Below are 20,462 nucleotides of genomic sequence, written 5' to 3' on the forward strand. Positions count from 1 at the left end.
ACCATTTGCTTTATTTTCAGCCTGTTAGCCAGTCTGAAACGGCTCCCTCCGCGCTGAGTCGGTCCCAAAACCACATCAGGGCCTTGCCCTGGTCCTCGGCATGCCTGGCCAGTTGCAGTTTGATTGGTTGTCGCGATTCCTGCACTTCCTTGATGACCAGCTTGCCTTCCTTCAGTTCTGCGCTGATTCGTGCCCTTGGCAACCATCCCACGCCGAGGCCGGCTACCTGTATGGCGATCTTCTGGTCAATGTTGGCCACCGTCAAGGTTCGCTGGCGGTGGAATATGCCGGCGTGGCCCGGGGGCAAGGACCTTGATGTGTCTGCAGCGACGGCTGCCGGATAACGGGAGATTTCGTCCTCGGAGAGCGGCGCTTCGGCATCGGCCAGGGGATGATCGGCGGCAACGGCAAAAACGAACGGCATGTCGCCCAGGGATTGGGTTGTGTAGTTTCCCGCTGGCTTGCTGAAATTATCGGCGCCGATGATCAGATCCACGCGGCGGCTTTGCAGAGCATCCCAGGTTCCGGCAAAGACCTCTTCCACGATTTGTACATCTACCGGTACGCACAGCTCATAGAATTCCCGGATTGCCGGAAACAGGCATTCCGCCGGCAGCAGTGAGTTGAACCCGATCCGTAACCGCGTTTCCCAGCCCTGGGCGACCTGGCGTGTGGTGTGCGCGAGGTTTTCTGCCGCCTCGAGCAGTGTGCGGCCCTCTTCCAGAAGGTAGCGGCCGGCCGGTGTCAGTCGGGCGCGGTGACCGGTTCGGTCGTAAATGGCGACATTCAGATCCTCTTCCAGCTTCTGCACGGTGTAACTGATGGCGGAGGGAACCCGGAACAGTTCGTTGGCGGCACCGGCGAAACTGCCTTTGCGGTCAATGGCATCAAGGACTTTGAGGGCGTCAATGGTGATGGCTGTATGCATGTTCGAATTATCTGAGGTTGTTGGCCAGAAATGCTTGTTTGAGAGCGTAGCAGGGTCCCCGGTATTCTGCCTGTATTGATTTCATCATGTTCAGGAATTTTAACGGGAGGGCTTTATGGGCCTGCTGATTGATGGCAAATGGCACGACAAGTGGTATGACACCGACAAGACCGGTGGCAAGTTTGAACGGGAAGCAGCGCGTTTCCGGAACTGGGTGACCGCCGATGGCTCGCCGGGGCCGGATGGCGAAGGCGGTTTCAAGGCGGAATCAGGGCGCTATCATCTCTATGTTTCAATGGCCTGCCCCTGGGCGCACCGGACGTTGATTTTCCGGAAGCTCAAAGGTCTGGAGAAGCACATTCCGGTGTCAGTGGTGCACCCGGACATGGTGGAAAACGGCTGGGAGTTTCGGCCCGACAGTGAGCAGCATAGGGACCATCTCCATGGATTCCGCTTCATGCATCAGGTCTATACCAAGGCTGCCCCGGACTATTCTGGGCGGGTAACAGTGCCGACCTTGTGGGATAAGAAGAAAGAAACGATTGCGAGCAACGAGTCGGCCGAAATTATCCGGATGTTCAATTCGGCTTTTGATGGCCTTGAGGGTGTTCGTACCGATCTGGATTTCTATCCCGGGGAGCTGCAAGAAGAGATTGATACTGTGAACGCCCGGGTTTACGACACGGTTAATAATGGCGTTTACAAAGCGGGCTTTGCCACTGCCCAGGATAAGTACGAGGAAGCCTACAATGCGCTGTTTGATTCTCTCGACTGGCTTGAGGAGCGGTTGTCTTCTCAACGGTATCTGGTCGGTGGCCGGCTGACCGAGGCTGACTGGCGGTTGTTCACCACGTTGATCCGGTTTGATGCAGTGTATTACAGCCACTTCAAGTGCAACCGCCAGCGGATCAGCGATTTCCCGGCGCTTTCTGCCTACGTTCGGGACCTCTACCAGGTGCCAGGCGTGGCGAAGACCGTGGATATTGATCAGATCAAACGCCACTACTACGTAAGCCAGAGAACCATTAACCCGACTCAGATAGTACCGGTTGGTCCGGAGCTGGACTTTGACTCACCCCACGGGCGTGAGTCGCTTAGCTAACTCTCGCGACTGCGACCTCAGTCAGCAGTTCCATGGCTTCTTTATGGCCTGAGTCTGGAAGGGGTTGAAGGCAGGTCTGGGCCAGTTCCGCCTGCTCCCGCGCCTTTGACATGGTGTATTCGATTGCGCCTGAGCGCTCAACAATATCCAGGATCCGGGGCAGATCGTCCAGGCCGCCCTTGCGGATGGCCTGACGGATCAACTGCCGTTCTTCCCCGGTGCCATGGTTCATGGCGTGGATCAGCGGCAGGGTGGTCTTGCCTTCAGCCAGATCGTCGCCCACGTTTTTGCCCATGGCTTCGGCGTCGCCGCGGTAATCCAGGACATCGTCCACCAGCTGGAAAGCCAGGCCCAGATGCTTGCCGTAGTCTTTCAGGCCCAGCTCCTGCTCTGCATTGGCGTTGGCAAGCAGTGCGCCGGTGTGGGAGGCGGCTTCGAACAGCATGGCAGTCTTGTTGTGGATGACCTTCATGTACTGCTCTTCGGTGAGGTCCGGGTTTTTCACGTTCATCAGTTGCATAACCTCGCCCTCGGCGATTACCGCCGTGGCGTGGGACAAAACGTCCATGATTCGCAGGCTTTTCAGCTCCACCATCATCTCGAAAGCACGGGCGTAGAGGAAATCACCTACCAGAACGCTTGGCGCGTTGCCCCAGCGGGCGTTGGCGGTGCTTCGGCCGCGGCGCATGTCCGAGGTGTCTACTACATCATCGTGCAGCAGGGTGGCGGTGTGCAGGAATTCGATCACGGCTGCGAGCTTGAGGTGGTCGTTTTCCTCGTAGCCGGCGGCCTGGCTGGAAAGCAGAACCAGTAGCGGTCTCAAGCGCTTACCGCCGCTTTCAATGATGTACTGGGCGATTTTCTCCACCAGGGGAACATCTGAGGAAAGCCGCTGGATGATCAGATCATTAACGCGGCTGAAGTCGTCGGCCACGGTGTCGTAAATGCGCTGGGCTGTCATGCGGCTTGTGGATCCCTTGCTGGTGTTATCGTCGTTACGATTGTTGATATTAAAGGCAGGTCGCGGCAATGCTAGGTATTGCCGAAGGTAGTGTCAACTTGGCTTGTGTTGCGGTGCGTCTTTTCGTACAATCACGCGCCCAACTCATCCCAACCTGCGCTCCCTGCTATAGGGTCGCCAGAGCGCCTCCCTTAGAACCAGGTGGATAAGAGCAGGGATGGGTCAATCGTGGAGAACGAGTGAATGTACGCAGTTATTGTTAGCGGTGGCAAGCAGCACCGTGTAAAAGAAGGCGAAACCCTGAAGCTGGAAAAGCTGGAAGTTGAAACCGGCGGTAACGTTGAGTTTGATCGCGTTCTGCTGATCGCCGACGGCGACAAGGTTCAGGTAGGCGCGCCGGTAGTTGATGGTGCCAAAGTGACCGCAGAAGTGGTTAGCCACGGCCGTCATGACAAGGTTCAGATCATCAAGTTCCGTCGTCGTAAGCATCACATGAAGCGTCAGGGCCACCGTCAGTGGTTTACTGAAGTCAAGATCACGGGTATCAAGGGCTGAGGCTCTCGAATTACCCCTTAAATAAGGAGGCTGGTAATGGCTCATAAAAAGGCAGCAGGTAGTACCCGTAACGGTCGCGATTCCGAGTCTAAACGACTTGGTGTGAAGCGCTTTGGCGGCGAGACTGTATCTGCAGGCAGCATCATCATCCGTCAGCGTGGCACTCGTTTCCACGCTGGTAGCAATGTTGGCATTGGCAAGGACCACACCCTGTTTGCGAAAGCAGACGGCCAGGTGAAGTTCGAAACCAAAGGCCCGCAGAGCCGTAAGTTCGTGAGCATCGTTCCGGCTGCGTAAGCAGCGGCGATCCGGTTCTGTCGAACCCTGGGTGGCGCTGATATCCTGATATTATCAGGTGCTCAGAACCATCCGGAGCCCCGCAAAGCTTCCTAGAGGCTGCGGGGCTTTTTAGTTTATGCGCATGGCGCAAAGGGTTGATTCATGAAATTCGTAGACGAAGCCACCATCATTGTGGAAGCCGGCAAGGGCGGTCACGGCTGCCTGAGCTTCCGGCGAGAAAAATACGTTCCCAAGGGTGGCCCCGATGGCGGCGACGGGGGCGATGGTGGTTCCGTATATCTGGAAGCCGAGGAGTCGCTGAACACGCTGATCGACTACCGGTTCCAGCGCAAACACAAGGCCCAGAATGGCGAGCCGGGCTCCGGCCGCAACTGTACCGGCAACAAAGGCGAGGACCTGGTTCTGCCGGTTCCGGTCGGCACCACGGTGGTCGATATGGATACCCATGAGGTCCTGGGAGATCTGACCCACGCCGGCCAGCGCCTCAAGGTGGCCCAGGGCGGGTTTCATGGTCTTGGCAACACCCGTTTCAAATCCTCGGTGAATCGCGCCCCGCGCCAGACTACCAAGGGTTCCGAGGGCGAGTTGCGTAACCTGAGGCTGGAGTTGAAGGTGCTGGCGGACGTGGGTTTGCTGGGCATGCCCAATGCTGGCAAGTCTACCTTTATCCGTTCGGTGTCGGCGGCTCGCCCGAAGGTTGCGGACTATCCGTTTACCACGCTGGTACCCAATCTTGGTGTTGTCAGTGTACAGGCGCACCAGAGTTTCGTGATTGCCGATATCCCGGGTCTGATTGAAGGTGCCGCCGAAGGTGCCGGCCTGGGTATCCGCTTCCTGAAGCATCTCGTGCGCACCCGTCTACTGCTGCACCTTGTGGATGTGGCACCGTACGATGGCTCGTCGCCCGCCGATGCGGTTAGAGCGATCGAGCATGAGCTTGAGAAGTTCAGCGAAACTCTGGCCAACCGTCCGAGATGGCTCGTACTGAACAAGGTCGACATGGTGGCCGAAGAAGATCGCGATGCTCATTGTCAGGCCATTGTCGATGAGCTCGGATGGGAAGGGCCGGTTTTCTGGATCTCTGCGCTCAGTGGCGAGGGCACCAAGTCCCTGGCTCAGGCCGTCATGCGCTGGATCGAAGAGCAGGCTGAGGAAGAGGCCCAGAATCCGGAATTCGCGGAGCGGGAGGCCCAACGTCGCCGGCAGATGGACGACGAAGCTCGCGCCCGTATTGAAGCCGAGCGTCAGGCACGCCGCGCGGCCCGCGAAGAGGACGATGACGACGACTTTGACGATGATGATTACGATGTCGAAGTGGTCTACGCCCCGGAGTAAACCAAGGACTGATACCAGAGAGATCGCTCAAGCACCATGACTGAACGCCTACAGTTGCGCCAGGCCCGTCGCCTGGTTATCAAGATCGGAAGCGCTTTGCTGACCAACGATGGCCGTGGCCTGGATGTGGCGGCCCTGGGTTTGTGGGTGGATCAGATCGCCGAGCTTATTGAAGATGGCGTGGAGGTGGTTGTCGTTTCCTCTGGTTCCGTCGCCGAGGGAATGAGTCGTCTTGGCTGGACTGTCCGGCCAGAGCAGCTCCATGAGTTGCAGGCTGCTGCGGCGGTTGGTCAGATGGGTCTGGTGCAGACCTGGGAGGCCCAGTTCAAACGGCACGATATCCATACCGCCCAGATTCTGTTGACTCATGACGACCTCTCCGACCGCAAGCGCTATCTGAATGGCCGGGGAACCCTCAGGGCCCTGCTGAACCTGGGTGTCGTGCCCATTGTGAACGAAAACGACACTGTGGTTACCGACGAGATCCGGTTTGGCGATAACGACACCCTGGGCGCCCTGGTTGCCAATCTGATTGAGGCGGATGGCCTGATTATCCTCACTGACCAGCTGGGCCTCTTTGACAAGGATCCCAGGAAGCATTCGGATGCCTGTCTGGTGACCGAGCGCAGGGCCGGCGATCGCGAACTGGATGCCATGGCGGGTGGCGGCGCCGGTGTTCTCGGGCGCGGCGGCATGCAGACAAAGTTGCGTGCTGCGCGGCTTGCTGCCCGGTCCGGGGCTTTCACCGTCATTGTTGGTGGTCGCATTGAGGGCGTGATTGGTCGCCTGCGGCAGGGTGATGTAATCGGTACTCTGTTATTGCCGGAGCAGGGCCGGATTGCTGCCCGAAAGCAATGGCTCGCCAGCCACCTGCAGACCCGTGGCAGGCTGACTCTGGATGATGGTGCGGTGAAAGTGCTGTGCCTGGGTGGCCGCAGTCTTCTGCCGGTGGGTGTTAAAGGTGTGTCGGGGCAGTTTCGCCGTGGCGAGATGGTGTCCTGCTTCGACCAGAGTGGTCGTGAAGTCGCCCGGGGGCTGGTTAATTACGACGCCGACGAAGCCAGGGCTATTGCCGGCCGTTCCAGTGACCGGATTACCGAGATCCTTGGCTATATGTCAGGCGAGGAGATGATCCACCGGGACAATCTGGTGATTGTGTGATAATCGCTCGTCCATAAAAAAAACCGGCCAGATGGCCGGTTTTTTTGCCTGAATCGAGCTGATTAGGCGCTCTTCAGGGCCTTGATCTTGGCGCTCAGGCGGCTCTTGCTACGAGCAACCTTGTTCTTCGCGAAGATGCCTTTGTTGACCATGCTGTCCAGAATCGGCTGAGCCTGCTGGAAAGCGGCCTGGGCTTCTTCGTAGTTGCCGGCTTCGATCTTGGATTGGATCTTTTTCACATAAGTACGAGCCATGGAGCGCAGGCTTGCATTGTGCTTGCGGTTCTTCTCGTTCTGACGTGCGCGCTTCTTGGCTTGCGGGGAATTTGCCACCGTAAAACTCCTGAAAATCTCAAATTCGTTGCTGAATGATTCGTTACATCGCGGGCGCGCCAAAACCAGCGCGTCGAAATAAATGACGCGGAACTATGCCGCTCAAACCTTCAAATGTCAAGGCTAAAACCCATTTCATGCCCCGACACAGAAGGCCTGTGGTAAACTCGCGGCTCACTGAACGCGGGCTTGACCGGGAAGCAGGTAATTCCCGAAATACGAGCGCCAAAAGGATATTCAGAATGCCAAGCAAGGGCCTGCATGTCGTCGGAACCTGAATCAACGCCTGAACAGAAGCAATTACCCAAGCCGCCAGGACTACTCAGATCGTCGGGGCTCGTCGGTATTATGACCATGCTGTCCCGGGTGCTGGGTCTGGTTCGGGATATGGTCATCGCTCGCTATTTCGGTGCCGGTGCCGGTGCCGATGCTTTTTTTGTGGCTTTCAAGATTCCGAATTTCCTGCGTCGGCTATTTGCGGAAGGCGCCTTCTCCCAGGCTTTTGTGCCTGTCCTGTCATCCTATCGGGAGAATCAGTCGCTCTCGGACGTTCAGCGGCTGGTCAATGCGGTGGCCGGCTCCCTCGGCTTGGTGCTGTTGGGCGTCACGCTGGTGGCCATTCTCGGGGCGCCGGTGCTGACGGCGGTCTTTGCCCCTGGTTTCCTGGATGATGAGGTGAAATTTGCGCTGACCAGCGACATGTTGCGCATCACCTTTCCGTACCTGTTGCTGATATCCCTGACGGCCTTCGCCGGCGGCATCCTCAACAGTTACGATCGCTTTGCGGTACCCGCGTTTACCCCGGTTCTTCTCAATCTGGCGATGATTGCGGCAGCCATCTGGTTGACGCCGCTGATGGATGAGCCGGTGATGGCTCTGGCCTGGGGTGTTTTCATTGCCGGGGCACTGCAGTTGTTTTTCCAGTTGCCGTTTCTGATGCGATTGGGCCTGTTGCCACGGCCTCGTGTGGATTATCGCCACGAAGGTGTCAGCCGGATTCTCAAGCTGATGGCGCCTGCGCTGTTCGGGGTATCCGTCAGCCAGATCAATCTGCTGTTGGATACGGTTCTGGCGTCCTTTCTCCAGACCGGCAGCGTTTCCTGGTTGTATTACTCCGATCGGCTCTCGGAATTGCCCCTCGGCGTGTTCGGGATAGCCATTGCGACGGTTATTCTCCCGAGCCTTTCCCGTAAACACGCAGCGGCGTCAGCGGACCAGTTCGCGGCCACCCTGGATTGGGCGGTTCGGGCGGTCCTTTTGATTGGTCTTCCGGCTGCCCTGGCGCTTGCGCTGTTGGCCGAGCCGCTGATTGCCACCCTGTTCCATTATGGCGCGGTTACCGACCGGGATGTGGCCATGTCGGCCCAGAGCTTGCGAGCCTATTCCGCAGGATTGCTGGCGTTCATGCTCATCAAGGTTCTGGCGCCGGGGTTTTTCGCAAGAGAAGACACCAAAACCCCGGTCAAGATCGGCATCCTTGCCATGGTGGCAAACATGGTGTTCAACCTGATTCTCATTTTCCCGCTGGCCCACGCCGGCCTCGCGCTGGCCACCTCAATATCGGCCTGGTTGAATGGCTACCTTCTTTGGCGCGGACTGCGTAAGGAAGGGGCCTGGCAGAGCCAGCCCGGCTGGCCCCGGTTTCTGCTACAGCTGCTTTTTGCCAACGGTGCCCTGGCGGCCGTCATTGTCTGGCTCAACGCCCCGGTGTCGGTGTGGCTGGCAAACGGAGGCTATCAGCGTGCAGCGGACATGGCGATGCTGGTAGGGGCGGGTGTCGCCGTGTACTTCGTTGCACTGGCGCTGGCCGGGGTTCGGGTAAGACATTTCCGCCACAGGTAAGGTATAATCGCGCGTTTTCTCACCAGCGTTGCGGCAAAAGTGAGCGCTGAAAGCTAGCTGGCAATTGAAGGTTCGCATTGCATGCGTCTGATCCGGGGCCTGACCAACCTGAAAATGCTTTCCCGTCGGGAGGATTCACCGCTCGCCAACGGGTGTGTCGCCACCATCGGTAACTTCGACGGTGTGCACTTTGGGCACAAAACCATTATTGATCAGGTCAAAAGCAAGGCCAAGGCTCTGGGCGTGCCCTCGGTGGTGATGATTTTCGAGCCCCAACCCCGGGAGTTTTTTCAGGGCAGGGAAGCGCCGCCAAGGCTGATGGGATTTCGTCAGAAGTTCGAGGCCCTGCTGGCGGAAGGTATCGATATTGTGCTGTGCCTGCGCTTCAACCAGGCGTTCCGTAGTTATTCGGCCATGGGCTTTATCGACGATGTTCTGATCCATGGATTGGCCGTTCGTCACCTGGTGGTCGGCGATGATTTCCGGTTTGGCTGTGATCGGGCGGGCGATTTCGCGCTTCTCGAGAAAGTTGGATACGACGCCGGATTTTCTGTCGAGAATACCCTGACAGTAACCGTCGACGGCGAGCGAGTAAGCAGCACACGTGTCAGGGATTTACTCACGGTGAATGGGCTCGAGAAAGCCGAATCGCTGCTGGGCCACCCCTATCGAATCCGGGGGAGGGTCGTGTATGGCCGCCAACTGGGGCGCCAGATTGGTGCGCCAACCGCGAATATTCTGTTACATCGGACACCCGCCCTGCGCGGTGTCTATGTGGTTGCCGCCACCCTGGACGACGGCGCCCGATTCGATGGCGTTGCCAATATTGGTGTACGTCCGACTGTTGACGGCAAGCGGCCCTCACTGGAAGTGCACCTGTTTGACTTTGCTGGCACACTTTATGGCCAGCACCTGGAGGTTGTGTTCCGGCATGGCCTGCGGGACGAGGAAAAATTCGGTTCTGTGGACGAGCTGAAAGATCAGATTGCCCGGGATTTTGACCAGGCCCGAGCGTGGATTGCCGAAAACGGCTCTGTGAAAAGCGCGGATTGAAACGCCCGGCTGCGCCCCAACGAATAAATGACTGACTCAAACTGACCAAGACCAAAAGAGTACGCACACAAACCATGAGCGACTACAAGCACACCCTGAATCTGCCGGAAACCGCCTTCCCCATGCGCGGCAACCTGGCCAAGCGCGAGCCGGAAATGCTCAAGCGCTGGCAGGATCTCGACGTCTACGGCAACCTGCGCAAGCAGCGTGAAGGGCGGGAAAAGTTCATCCTTCATGATGGCCCTCCTTACGCCAACGGCAGCATTCACATTGGTCACGCGGTCAACAAGATTCTCAAGGACATGATCGTCAAGTCCCGCAGCTTCATGGGCTATGACGCGCCTTACGTGCCGGGCTGGGACTGTCATGGTCTGCCGATCGAGCACAAGGTGGAGCAGGAGATTGGCAAGGCCGGTGTGAAGGTGGATTACAAGACCTTCCGCCAGGCCTGTCGCGACTACGCCACCAAGCAGATTGCCGGTCAGAAAACCGATTTCATTCGCCTGGGCGTGATGGGGGAGTGGGACAAACCCTACCTGACCATGGATCCCAAAGTTGAGGCGGGTATTGTTCGTGCCCTGGGCAAGATTGTCGCCAAGGGCCACCTCGTGCGTGGTTACAAGCCGGTTTACTGGAGTGTGGTGGGTCAGTCCGCACTGGCAGAGGCCGAGGTTGAATACCAGGACAAGACCTCGACCCAGATCGATGTGCGCTTTACCGCGGTTGACCAGGCAAAAGCCCTGTCACTGTTCGGCACCGATAATGGCAATGGCGATGTGTCCGTGGTTATCTGGACCACCACGCCCTGGACCATTCCGGCTAACCAGGCCGTTTCCCTTAATGCCGATCTGGACTATGCATTGGTACAGACCGATGTCGGGCACGGCCCGGAGCGGATGATCCTGGCTGCCGACATGGTCGATGGCATCATGGCCCGCTGGCAGGTTGAGAGCTACGAAGTGCTGGCAACCTGTGCTGGCGCGGCTCTTGAGAATCTGATTCTCCAGCACCCGATCTACGACAAGCAGGTGCCGGTGATCCTGGGTGATCACGTGTCCACCGATGCCGGTACCGGCGCGGTTCATACCGCGCCTGACCACGGCATGGAAGACTTTGAGGTAGGCAAGGCCTACAACATCGGCACCATCAACCTGGTTCAGGCGGATGGCACCTACACTTCCGCCGCCGGTGAGCTGGCCGGTGTACACGTTTACAAGGCCGATGAGCCGGTTTGCAGCGCCCTCGAGCGCGAGGGCAAGCTGGTCCGCTCCGAGAAGTTCCGTCACAGCTATCCCCACTGCTGGCGTACCAAGACCCCGCTGATCTACCGGGCCACACCCCAGTGGTTTATCAGCATGGATAAGGAAAACCTGCGCGCTGATGCCCTTGAAGCGATCCAGGGTGTACGTTGGGTGCCGTCCTGGGGTAAGAACCGTATCGAAGCCATGTTCAACCAGTCGCCGGACTGGTGCATCTCCCGTCAGCGGACCTGGGGCGTGCCCATCACCCTGTTTATCCACAAGGAAACCCAGGAGCTGCACCCGGACACCCAGAACCTGATTGAGCAGGTGGCCCAGCAGATCGAAGAGGGCGGTATCGATGCCTGGTACGAGCTGGATGCGTCGTCCCTGCTGGGTAGTGATGCCGAGCAATACGAGAAGGTAACGGATACCCTGGATGTCTGGTTCGATTCCGGTGTCACCCACGAGTCTGTCCTGCGGGTTCGCGAGGAGCTGGGCCAGTTCCCGGCGGATATGTACCTCGAAGGCTCAGACCAGCACCGTGGCTGGTTCCAGTCGTCCTTGAAAACCTCCATCGCCATGAATGGCGTGGCGCCTTACAGGCAGGTTCTGACCCACGGCTTTACCGTCGATGGCAAGGGCCACAAGATGTCCAAATCCCTGGGCAACGTGATCGCGCCCCAGGAAGTCATGAACGAGCTGGGCGCCGACATCCTGCGCCTGTGGGTGGCCGCAACCGACTACAGCGGCGAAATGACCGTGTCCAAGGACATCCTGCGCCAGACCGCCGATGGTTACCGCCGGATCCGGAACACCTCCCGCTTCCTGCTGAGCAACCTGACCGGATTCGATCCGGAGCAGCACATGGTGGCGTCGGAAGACATGATCGCCCTTGACCGCTGGATGGTGGATCGTGCCCTGCAGTTGCAGGAAGAGCTCCATGAAGACTATGGCAACTACGCCTTCCTGCGGATTTACCAGAAGGTGTACAACTTCTGTGAAGCAACTCTGGGCGGCTTCTATCTGGATATCATCAAGGATCGCCAGTACACCACCCAGGCCGACAGTCTGGCGCGGCGTTCCTGCCAGACGGCCCTGTACCATGTGGCCGAAGCGCTCGTTCGCTGGATTGCCCCGATTCTCAGCTTCACCGCTGATGAAATCTGGCAGCATTTGCCGGGTAAGCGCAGCGATACCGTGTTCTATGAAACCTGGTATGAAGGCCTTACCCCGTTGCCGGATAACGCCGAGCTTGGCCGCGACTATTGGCGCGAGATGTACAGTGTGAAAGAGGCCGTCAACAAGTGCCTGGAGGAAGCCAGGGCGCGGGGTGAAATCAAAGGCTCGCTAAGCGCCGAGGTAACCCTGTTCTGTGAAGGCGATCTGGCAGCTGATCTGAAGCACCTCGGTGAAGAGCTGCGCTTTGTTCTGATCACTTCAGAGGCCAGCGTTAAGCCAGTTTCAGAAGCCGGCGATGCGGAAATGACTTCCCACGAGGGTCTTCGAGTCAAGGTAGCACCGGCTGCCCATACCAAGTGCGAGCGCTGCTGGCACCACCGGGAAGACGTCGGCCGCAATGCCAAGTACGACGACCTCTGTGGTCGCTGTGTGATCAACGTGGAAGGGCCCGGCGAAGCCCGCGCCTACGCCTGATGGAGGCGACCATGGCTGAGCAGGTCACCGGGAGCAAATTGAAGTGGCTTTGGCTGGCGGTGCTGGTGATCGTTCTGGATCTTGGCACCAAAGCCATGGCCACCGCTATGCTGACCTACGGCGATCCGGTTCCCGTGATTCCGATGTTCAACCTGACGTTGCTTCACAACACCGGAGCGGCGTTCAGCTTTCTGGCCGAAGCGGCCGGCTGGCAGCGCTGGTTCTTCGTAACTCTGGCCCTTGTGGTCAGCGTGGTACTGATTTACTGGCTGAAAAACCTTCAGCGCCATGAAACCTGGACGGCCATTGCCATCGTACTCATACTCGGCGGGGCCCTGGGCAACGTCTACGACCGGGTGGTGCACGGCTACGTGGTCGATTTCCTGCACTTTTACTGGCAGGACTGGCACTTTCCCGCCTTTAACCTGGCCGACACCGCGATCACCATCGGTGCCGCCATGATGATACTTGATATGTTCCGCAAACCCGCCGATTCGGACGGGGATGCGCAAAGGAGTGAGTAACTCTTATGAATGAACTGCCTGTCGACAAGGGTACCCGGGTAAAACTTCATTTTGCCCTGAAATTCCCTGATGGCGAAGTGATTGACTCGACCTTTGAGAAAGAGCCGGCCTCCCTGGAAATCGGTGATGACAATCTGCCGGAAAACTTTGAGGCCTACCTGATGGGCATGAAGGCGGGCGACAAGGACAGTTTTCAGGTGCCGCCCGAAAAAGCCTTTGGTCAGCACAACCCGAATAACGTGCAGACGTTCAAGCGCCATGAGTTCAGTCCCGACATGGTGTTGGAACCCGGCGTGATGATCTCTTTCGCCGATGCGCGCCAGAGTGAGTTGCCTGGTGTTGTCAGCCGCGTAGAAGGTGACGAAGTGGAGGTGGATTTTAATCACCCCCTGGCAGGGCGTACACTGACGTTTGAAGTAGAAATCATTGATGTGGAGCCGGTCGGCCCGGCCCACTAACCAGAGCAGCAGGTTGATATGCAGATCCGACTCGCCAATCCCCGAGGCTTTTGTGCCGGCGTGGACCGCGCCATTGAAATTGTAAACCGGGCGCTGGACGTGTTCGGAGCGCCTATCTACGTAAGGCATGAGGTTGTCCACAATAAATTTGTGGTGGATAACCTGCGCAACCGCGGCGCCATTTTCGTGGACGAGCTGGATGAAGTTCCAGACGACAAGCTGGTTATCTTCAGCGCCCACGGTGTTTCCCAGGCAGTCCAGAACGAAGCCGCCCGCCGCGGCCTGAAAGTCTTCGATGCCACCTGCCCGCTGGTCACCAAAGTCCACCTGGAAGTCATGCGCTATAGTCGCGATGGTCGGGAATGCGTGCTGATCGGCCACCACGGCCACCCGGAAGTGGAAGGCACCATGGGACAGTACGACCACAGCAATGGCGGTGAAATCTACCTCGTGGAAAACGAGGAGGATGCTGCCAACCTCGAGGTAAAAGACCCCGCAAAGCTCTCCTACGTGACCCAGACCACTCTGTCCATGGACGATACCGCCCGGGTCATCGACGCCCTCCGAGCAAAGTTCCCGGAAATCCAGGGCCCGCGAAAAGATGACATCTGTTACGCCACCCAGAACCGCCAGGACGCCGTGAAGCAGCTGGCTGGCGACTGTGATCTGATGCTGGTGGTTGGCTCGCCGAACAGCTCCAACTCAAATCGCTTGCGCGAGCTGGCCGAGCGCATGGGCACACCAGCCTATCTTATCGACGAGGCCTCCCAGATCGACGCCGCCTGGCTGGAAGGGAAGACCTCGGTTGGCGTGACCGCTGGCGCCTCAGCTCCGGAGGTTCTGGTGAATGATGTAATTACTCGCCTGCGAGAGCTTGGCGGCAGCGTTCCGGAGGAGATTGCCGGGCGTGAGGAGAATATTGTGTTTTCTATGCCAAAAGAGCTTCGGATAGATGTGGTGGAGGTTAGCTAGCCGACTAGTGAAGCGTCTACATCATCGCATATGGCATGAAAAGATGACGTGATTGTGAATTGCGTCATCTTTTCTCAAGTTGATAACCGTTCATCCTACCTTTAATTCCTTTCGTCGCTCTTACCCTAGATAGCCTCTCCTACCCAAGTTACCTTAAGAATAACGAATAGTGGGAACTACTATGCTGATTCACAAACAGCCAGCTGGCTTTACGTTAATAGAACTTCTCATTCTGATCACACTCATCGCAATCGTGGCGACTGTGGCTGTTCCGGGCTTTGGCAGGCTCATAGAGAGCAACAGATTGACGTCGTCAAGCAATGATTTGGTGGGAGCCTTGAACATGGCTCGAGCCGAAGCAGTTCGATTGGGCACTACGGTTTCTGTGGCGCCAAACGGTTCAGACTACTCTGGGGGGGTTTTGATTCAGGCTACCGTTAATGGAGCTTTGCAAACTTTGCGAGAAGTGGAAGGCCCGGGCGACGGTGTAGATATATCGCTTACATCTGGCTCAAATCCCGGTTTTAGAGCTAATGGGCTGGCGACACATACTTCCAATGTGATTTTTAACGTATGTGGCGAGAGTGGAGAGCGTGGTACTCAGGTATCTGTCACTCTTGGTGGTCAGGTCCAATCTACAACGATTACATGTCCGTGAGGGTAGCTCCAGTGAGACGAATCCACAAAGAGTCAGGCTTCTCAATGATCGAAGTGCTTGTCGCATTGTTGGTGCTGGCAATCGGTTTGCTCGGTGTCGCAGGAGTCCAACTGCTGTCTATGCAGCAAACAGCGAATTCAACTCTCCGTTCGGAGGCAACGTTGTATGCGCAAACAGCTGCAGACAGAGTCAGGGCGAATGGTGGAGATGTTCTCGATTCAGCAGATCTCGCTCAACTCGAGGCAAATATGCAGCAGGTTCTTGGTGCCGACAGTGATCTGCAGATTTCCGTAAGTGCAGATGTGGCTCAGATTACGGTTCAGTGGACCGAGAGGGATCCGTTTAGTGATTCTGGCTCGGCTACGCAAACCCTGACAATGAACGCGAGTCTTTAAGCAATGAATTTGAACGTCTCACCATCAAAACAGAGCGGGCTTTCATTAATCGAGTTAATGATTGCCTTACTTTTGGGCACCTTTCTGACAGTGGGTTTGGTTCAGATATTTTCGTCGAACAGCCAGTCCTTCCGGGTAGTGGAGGCAAGTGCCCGGGCTCAGGAATCTGGCCGCTTTGGAGCAGATATTCTTTCGAGGGCCCTGCGAAATGCTGGCTTCTACGGCTGTTTCCCTTTAGAGGGGGTCACAAATAACCTTGATGTTTCCGACTCTGATTATGATCCGGCACTTCATGATTTCCAGTTCCAGGGCATCACGGCTGAAAGTTCGCTGAGACCAACTGACGCTATCGCAGGAACTGACTTTTTCGTAACAATGGGTGTTAGGAGAGCTGGCGCCTCAGTTGCTTCAACGGCTCAGGTGAACTCGGCATCTTTTACAGTAAATGAGCGTGGAGACCTTGAGACTGGCGATATCATCCTGATAACTGACTGTATTAACGGCGATATTTTTGAATTGTCTAATGTTCAAGGCGGAACTGGCGGCGCAACAATTACATTGGTCGCAAATAGTGGCAATGGTGAGCCTGGGAATGACTTTTCAGCCAATTCACCTCCGGGTTGCACTACCACGCAGAACTGTTTGAGCGCTGTGTATGGTGAAGGGTCGGATGTATTTCGGACCTACTCTGAGGCTTACTTTATCGCAACCGGTGCATCAGGAGAGCCTGGCCTCTTTATGAGAGATCGCAACGGGACGACGTTTGAGCTTGTTTCGGGCGTTATTGATATGCGCCTGCGCTTTGGTGAGGGGCAGCCTGCAACTGGAGTCCAGGATTGGAAGCTACCAAGCGATTCAACATTAGATTGGGACAGCGTGCTCGCTGTGGAAGTCAGTCTGCTTGTTCGTGGCGGCGAAGATGAGGTTTTGCAGACCAGATCCAGACTCTGTTACCCCAGTTGGACCGATTGCTCGGGAGTAAAAAACTGGACTGCGCAAGACGACAGGCTCTACAGAGCTTTTAACTTCACTGCCGCGATCCGGAACCGCATCTGAGGTAAATGTTATGCCAAAAAACACACAAAAGGGTGCCGTTCTCCTTGTCTCGCTAGTAATCCTGCTCGTGCTCTCATTGCTGGCAATTTCAGGTATGCAGGGCAGCGTAATGCAGGAGCGGATGGCCTCAGCTCAGCGAGATGGGATGCTGGCACTTGAGATAGCTGAAAGGGCAATGGTTGAAGCTGAAGCGGCTCTGGATGGTTTGGCCGATCTGGACGATTTCGGCTCAACAACCGGGTTTTACGAGTCAGCACCGGGCTCAAGCGCTTCTCCCCCTTCTCCATTCGCAGCAACGACATGGAGCAAAAGCGGGGAAACCGGGGATCCAGTAAATGCAATCGAGGCTTCGGCTGTAAATGGCATTTCAGCTCTTTATTTCTATGACTACAAAGGTAAGGTCACTCTGGATGCTGAAGCGCAATTACCGCGAGATCTGAGCCAGTATGGTGCGGCAGGACCAACCGAGTTTGACTACGCGCGTATCGTTGTTCGAGCTCCCGGGCCATCTGGGACCAGCGCACGCTTGCTGGAAGGCTTCTATATTTTTCAGCCTGGTGGGCTGGCAGGAGGAAACGAATGATTGATTCAAGATGGTTTGTTGGTACGTTGGCTGGGCTTCTCGTTCTTCCAACCGCTGGTTACTCTGCTAGGCCGGATTTTGCTCAAGAGCCGCTTTTTATTGGTAGTGCTGTTGCGCCGAACTTGATGTTCATCATCGATGATTCCGGCTCAATGGAGCGAGAATATATGCCAGATGAGTTGGGCAATGATCTTTGTAATAACCCCTCAAATTGTCCCTGGTATTTTTCAAGTGCAGTGAACACCATATGGTTTGACCCTGATTTGCAATATCTGCCTCCACGAAAAGCCGATGGAACCGGGCGTAAACAGAATAGTCCTTTTACTGGGGCATACTATTATGGTTACGCGGACAACATGACTACGGCGGGAGACGCAAACCTAGAGAATGTCTTCCCGACCTGGCGTAATACATATAACGAGCCAGCATTTTATTACCAGTTGGATGAAAGCTCCGATGCTTGTGTTTCGAGCCCGAAAACAGCCTCTTGCTATACTAAGGTTGTTGTCAAAGATCAATCTGATGAAGAGAGACAAAATTTCGCAAACTGGTTTACCTATTATTCAACAAGAATGTACATGTCGCGCGCCGGAATCGCGGAAGCGTTTTTCGAGCTACCGACCTCTTTCCGCTTAGGGTGGGGAAGAATAAATCGAGGGCAGAATGATATTGACGACGCTTCCGACGTCAGGGCAATTGTTTCAGGTGTTCGCGAATACTCAAATGACCAAAGATCTGCTTTTTTAGGGTGGTTATATGATGTCCCGGCCAGTGGTAACACCCCTCTGAGGCGCGCTCTCGAAGGTGCTGGCCAGTATTTTGAGGAAAGTGAAAGGGCTTGGTCAGACGATCCGAGCAAAGAAGTTTCTGAAACAAATCCCGTCAGAGAGTGTCGGCTCTCATACAGCATCCTGATGTCTGATGGTTACTACAACGGTAGTGATCCGAGTTCTGATGTCTACCAGGCAGATGATGTAAATGGCTCTGCGATAACTAATGAACGAGGCGATTCTTTCGAATACTTGGCAGTGGATCCGTTTAAAGATGGCAGAAATTCCAGAACCCTTGCAGACGTTGCCATGTATTACTGGAAGCGCGACCTGAGAACTGACATTAACAACTATGTGCCTGTATCTGAGAGAAATCCCGCTTTTTGGCAACATATGGTTACGTATACCGTTGGCTTGGGCGTCGCCGGATCGGTGGATCCTGTCGCTGCATTTAAAGCCATTGAAGATGGAACATACTTGAATTGGTGGGGCGGAACCTCTGACGAAGACAAAGTGAACGATATGTTGCATGCCGCGGTTAACGCTCGAGGTGGATTTTTTAGTGCGTCAAACCCCTCGACCTTTGCGAAAGAGCTAAAGGGTACCGTAGGCGATATTACAGCTGAAGCTGGGTCTTCAACGGCTGTTGAGTTTGATGTCTCTTCTTTCCAGGAAGGTGCACTGATATTTTCATCCCAGTTTGATCCAAACGGTTGGACTGGCGACCTCAAAGCCGTTGAGCTTGGAGGAACAGATACCCCCGTAGTGCCCGATATTGAAGATGCGATAGAAGCCGGAAACGGGTGGTCCGCTGGAGACCTACTGGATGAACGTGACATCAGCACCAATGAGCGTGTGATCATCACCTACGGTAATGGTAGCGCAAGCCCCTTTCTTTGGGATGATCTCACCGATGTCCAGAAAAACGACCTCCGTTATGGTGGCGTCACAGATACTGTGGCAGAGCAAAGGTTGAATTTTATTCGCGGCGATCGTTCACTGGAGGACACCACTGAGTTTCGTAAGCGGGGAAGCCGATTAGGATCCATTGTTAATTCCTCCCCCGAGTTTGTGGGTGCTCCACGCGCTATCTGGCCGGACTCGGATCCATTTGGCGAATCCTCCGAGCGTTTCTCTGACTTCGCGGAAACCAACAAAGATCGTTCACCTGTTGTTTACGTGGGCTCTAATGATGGAATGCTCCATGGTTTCTCGGCGACGAAGAGCGGTGGGCAGGAAGTTCTGGCATATATCCCTGAGTTTGTTTACAACTCTACGGCTGACAATGCAGGACTTCATTTTCTCACGGACCCTGCCTATCAGCATCGGTACTACGTTGATTTGGAGATCAGGCAGCAGGATATCTATACCAAAGGAAAGCGAGCAAATGGCAACCTCACTAACGATACGGCGTGGAGAAGTGTCATTGTTGGCGGCGGAAGAGCTGGCGCAAAAGGAATTTTCGCTCTTGATGTAACGGATCCTTCTAGCTTCTCAGAGTCGAATGCAGAAAGTATAGTTCTTTGGGAGTTTACTGCGGGCAACGACAACAAACTTGGCTATGTTACGCAGGCCCCGATCATCGGTATGGCCAAATGGGGAAGTTCAGATATTCGCTGGACCGCCTTCGTATCTAACGGATACAACTCTACCGAAGATTCAACCGGGTTTTTCATGTTGGATATCGAGGGGGGTATGGATGGAACTTGGGAGAGCGATGAAGTCCGGTATGTCGAATTCGATTCGGATGGTGATGGCCTATCTCCTCTCAGTGCTTTCGATACCACTGGTGACTATCTGATTGACCGGATCTACGCAGGGGATCTTGATGGCAAGCTCTGGGTAGCTGATGGCACAAATGGTTCCTGGGGGACTGCATATTCCAACGCCTCGGGTCCACAGCCGCTTTTCACAGCAGCATCCAATCAGCCAATTACGGCTGCGCCTGTGGCGGCTGCAAACAAAGACGCAGTCCGTGCAGGTAATGAACCGAATCTGCTGATATTTTTCGGAACCGGCCAATACCTAGAAAGTGACGATGTAACCTCGACAAATACACAGTCAGTTTACGGGTTATGGGATAAGGGTGTAGCTGGTCTTACACGGTCAACACTCGAGCCTAGAACTCTTGACGAGGCTACCCTTGCTCTGGAGGGGGAGGCGACCGCAGAGGTTCGCTACTCAAATGGGGACGCCCTTGATTTTTCCGAGATTAATGGCTGGTATGCTGACTTGGATATTAGTGGCGAGAGGGCTGTCGTTAGCCCGCAGGTTAGAGGGGAGTTTCTGTATTTGAACACAATTATTCCGGACCAAAATCCTTGCTTGGGTGGCGGGGCGGGCTGGATTCTTGCGTTCGGTCTGGACGGCAGAACTCCAGAGTCCAGAGCTTTTCTTGACTTCAGTCAGATCGTGACAGGCTACAAGATAAATTCAATGCCAAACCAGTCTACAATTCTTGGAAATTTCAGATTTACGCCGGGTAGCGACGGTGACGAACCTGTCGACGTTGTAGAAATTCCTCCATTGAGTGGCGCAGTTACGAATGCTGGTCGTCGTGGCTGGAATGAGTTGGTTGAGTGA

Annotated in this window: 19 protein-coding genes; 16 read left to right on the top strand and 3 right to left on the bottom strand. The window is 55.7% G+C overall.

Annotated features, from left to right (window positions below):
- Nucleotides 1–16 precede the first annotated feature (16 nt).
- Entirely contained in the window at nt 17–928 is a 912-nt protein-coding gene (locus tag AC5JQH_RS14250; protein WP_493805717.1) for a LysR substrate-binding domain-containing protein, read from the bottom strand.
- Between the two features lie 115 nt (nt 929–1,043).
- Here AC5JQH_RS14250 and AC5JQH_RS14255 point away from each other — a divergent pair, with 115 nt between their 5' ends.
- Complete coding sequence (locus tag AC5JQH_RS14255; protein WP_493805718.1) at nt 1,044–2,030, top strand: glutathione S-transferase family protein; 987 nt, start codon at nt 1,044–1,046, stop codon at nt 2,028–2,030.
- Here AC5JQH_RS14255 and ispB read toward each other — a convergent pair.
- On the bottom strand, nt 2,023–2,991 hold the full coding sequence (ispB, locus tag AC5JQH_RS14260) for an octaprenyl diphosphate synthase (RefSeq protein WP_493805719.1): 969 nt from the start codon (nt 2,989–2,991) through the stop codon (nt 2,023–2,025). The two genes, AC5JQH_RS14255 and ispB, sit on opposite strands and share 8 nt — an antisense overlap.
- Before the next feature lie 243 nt (nt 2,992–3,234).
- On the opposite strand from ispB, the gene rplU reads away from it, so the two are divergent.
- The 4 genes from rplU (at nt 3,235) to proB (ending at nt 6,342) form a co-directional block, all read left to right on the top strand.
- A complete protein-coding gene (gene rplU, locus AC5JQH_RS14265) occupies nt 3,235–3,546 on the top strand; it encodes a 50S ribosomal protein L21 (RefSeq protein WP_008170744.1) in 312 nt (103 codons plus the stop codon).
- A 36-nt stretch (nt 3,547–3,582) separates the two neighbouring features.
- Entirely contained in the window at nt 3,583–3,843 is a 261-nt protein-coding gene (gene rpmA / locus AC5JQH_RS14270; RefSeq protein ID WP_008170742.1) for a 50S ribosomal protein L27, read from the top strand.
- 144 nt (nt 3,844–3,987) lie between these two features.
- Nucleotides 3,988–5,181 (top strand): Obg family GTPase CgtA, encoded by a 1,194-nt coding sequence (gene cgtA / locus AC5JQH_RS14275; RefSeq protein ID WP_008170740.1) that lies wholly within the window; start codon nt 3,988–3,990, stop codon nt 5,179–5,181.
- 36 nt (nt 5,182–5,217) lie between these two features.
- On the top strand, nt 5,218–6,342 hold the full coding sequence (proB, locus tag AC5JQH_RS14280; protein WP_008170737.1) for a glutamate 5-kinase: 1,125 nt from the start codon (nt 5,218–5,220) through the stop codon (nt 6,340–6,342).
- A 62-nt stretch (nt 6,343–6,404) separates the two neighbouring features.
- Here the strand turns inward: proB and rpsT are convergent, their stop codons facing one another.
- Entirely contained in the window at nt 6,405–6,674 is a 270-nt protein-coding gene (gene rpsT / locus AC5JQH_RS14285) for a 30S ribosomal protein S20 (protein WP_008170735.1), read from the bottom strand.
- A 261-nt stretch (nt 6,675–6,935) separates the two neighbouring features.
- On the opposite strand from rpsT, the gene murJ reads away from it, so the two are divergent.
- The 11 genes from murJ to AC5JQH_RS14340 all read left to right on the top strand — a co-directional run bounded on the left by murJ (nt 6,936) and on the right by AC5JQH_RS14340 (nt 20,462).
- A complete protein-coding gene (gene murJ, locus AC5JQH_RS14290) occupies nt 6,936–8,516 on the top strand; it encodes a murein biosynthesis integral membrane protein MurJ (RefSeq protein ID WP_075267663.1) in 1,581 nt (526 codons plus the stop codon).
- An 81-nt stretch (nt 8,517–8,597) separates the two neighbouring features.
- Complete coding sequence (ribF, locus tag AC5JQH_RS14295; RefSeq protein WP_053114502.1) at nt 8,598–9,569, top strand: bifunctional riboflavin kinase/FAD synthetase; 972 nt, start codon at nt 8,598–8,600, stop codon at nt 9,567–9,569.
- A 74-nt stretch (nt 9,570–9,643) separates the two neighbouring features.
- The gene (gene ileS, locus AC5JQH_RS14300) at nt 9,644–12,463 is read left to right on the top strand and encodes an isoleucine--tRNA ligase (protein WP_493791915.1); all 2,820 of its coding nucleotides are present in this window, start codon (nt 9,644–9,646) and stop codon (nt 12,461–12,463) included.
- On the top strand, nt 12,463–12,987 hold the full coding sequence (gene lspA / locus AC5JQH_RS14305) for a signal peptidase II (protein ID WP_493805720.1): 525 nt from the start codon (nt 12,463–12,465) through the stop codon (nt 12,985–12,987). Before ileS ends, lspA begins: the two co-directional genes overlap by 1 nt.
- A 5-nt stretch (nt 12,988–12,992) precedes the next feature.
- Nucleotides 12,993–13,445 (top strand): FKBP-type peptidyl-prolyl cis-trans isomerase, encoded by a 453-nt coding sequence (gene fkpB, locus AC5JQH_RS14310; RefSeq protein ID WP_104323148.1) that lies wholly within the window; start codon nt 12,993–12,995, stop codon nt 13,443–13,445.
- Nucleotides 13,446–13,463: 18 nt separating this feature from the next.
- The gene (gene ispH / locus AC5JQH_RS14315) at nt 13,464–14,417 is read left to right on the top strand and encodes a 4-hydroxy-3-methylbut-2-enyl diphosphate reductase (RefSeq protein ID WP_008170723.1); all 954 of its coding nucleotides are present in this window, start codon (nt 13,464–13,466) and stop codon (nt 14,415–14,417) included.
- Between the two features lie 181 nt (nt 14,418–14,598).
- A complete protein-coding gene (locus AC5JQH_RS14320) occupies nt 14,599–15,075 on the top strand; it encodes a GspH/FimT family pseudopilin (protein WP_081467503.1) in 477 nt (158 codons plus the stop codon).
- Complete coding sequence (gene pilV / locus AC5JQH_RS14325; protein ID WP_081467502.1) at nt 15,066–15,470, top strand: type IV pilus modification protein PilV; 405 nt, start codon at nt 15,066–15,068, stop codon at nt 15,468–15,470. The genes AC5JQH_RS14320 and pilV overlap by 10 nt, the downstream gene beginning before the upstream one ends.
- Nucleotides 15,471–15,473: 3 nt before the next feature.
- Nucleotides 15,474–16,526: a PilW family protein gene (locus AC5JQH_RS14330; RefSeq protein WP_008170720.1), complete on the top strand. Its 1,053-nt coding sequence runs from the start codon at nt 15,474–15,476 to the stop codon at nt 16,524–16,526.
- 10 nt (nt 16,527–16,536) lie between these two features.
- Complete coding sequence (locus AC5JQH_RS14335) at nt 16,537–17,109, top strand: pilus assembly PilX family protein (protein ID WP_008170718.1); 573 nt, start codon at nt 16,537–16,539, stop codon at nt 17,107–17,109.
- The gene (locus tag AC5JQH_RS14340; RefSeq protein ID WP_008170716.1) at nt 17,106–20,462 is read left to right on the top strand and encodes a pilus assembly protein; all 3,357 of its coding nucleotides are present in this window, start codon (nt 17,106–17,108) and stop codon (nt 20,460–20,462) included. The genes AC5JQH_RS14335 and AC5JQH_RS14340 overlap by 4 nt, the downstream gene beginning before the upstream one ends.

The organism is Marinobacter sp. H13, assembly GCF_059072335.1.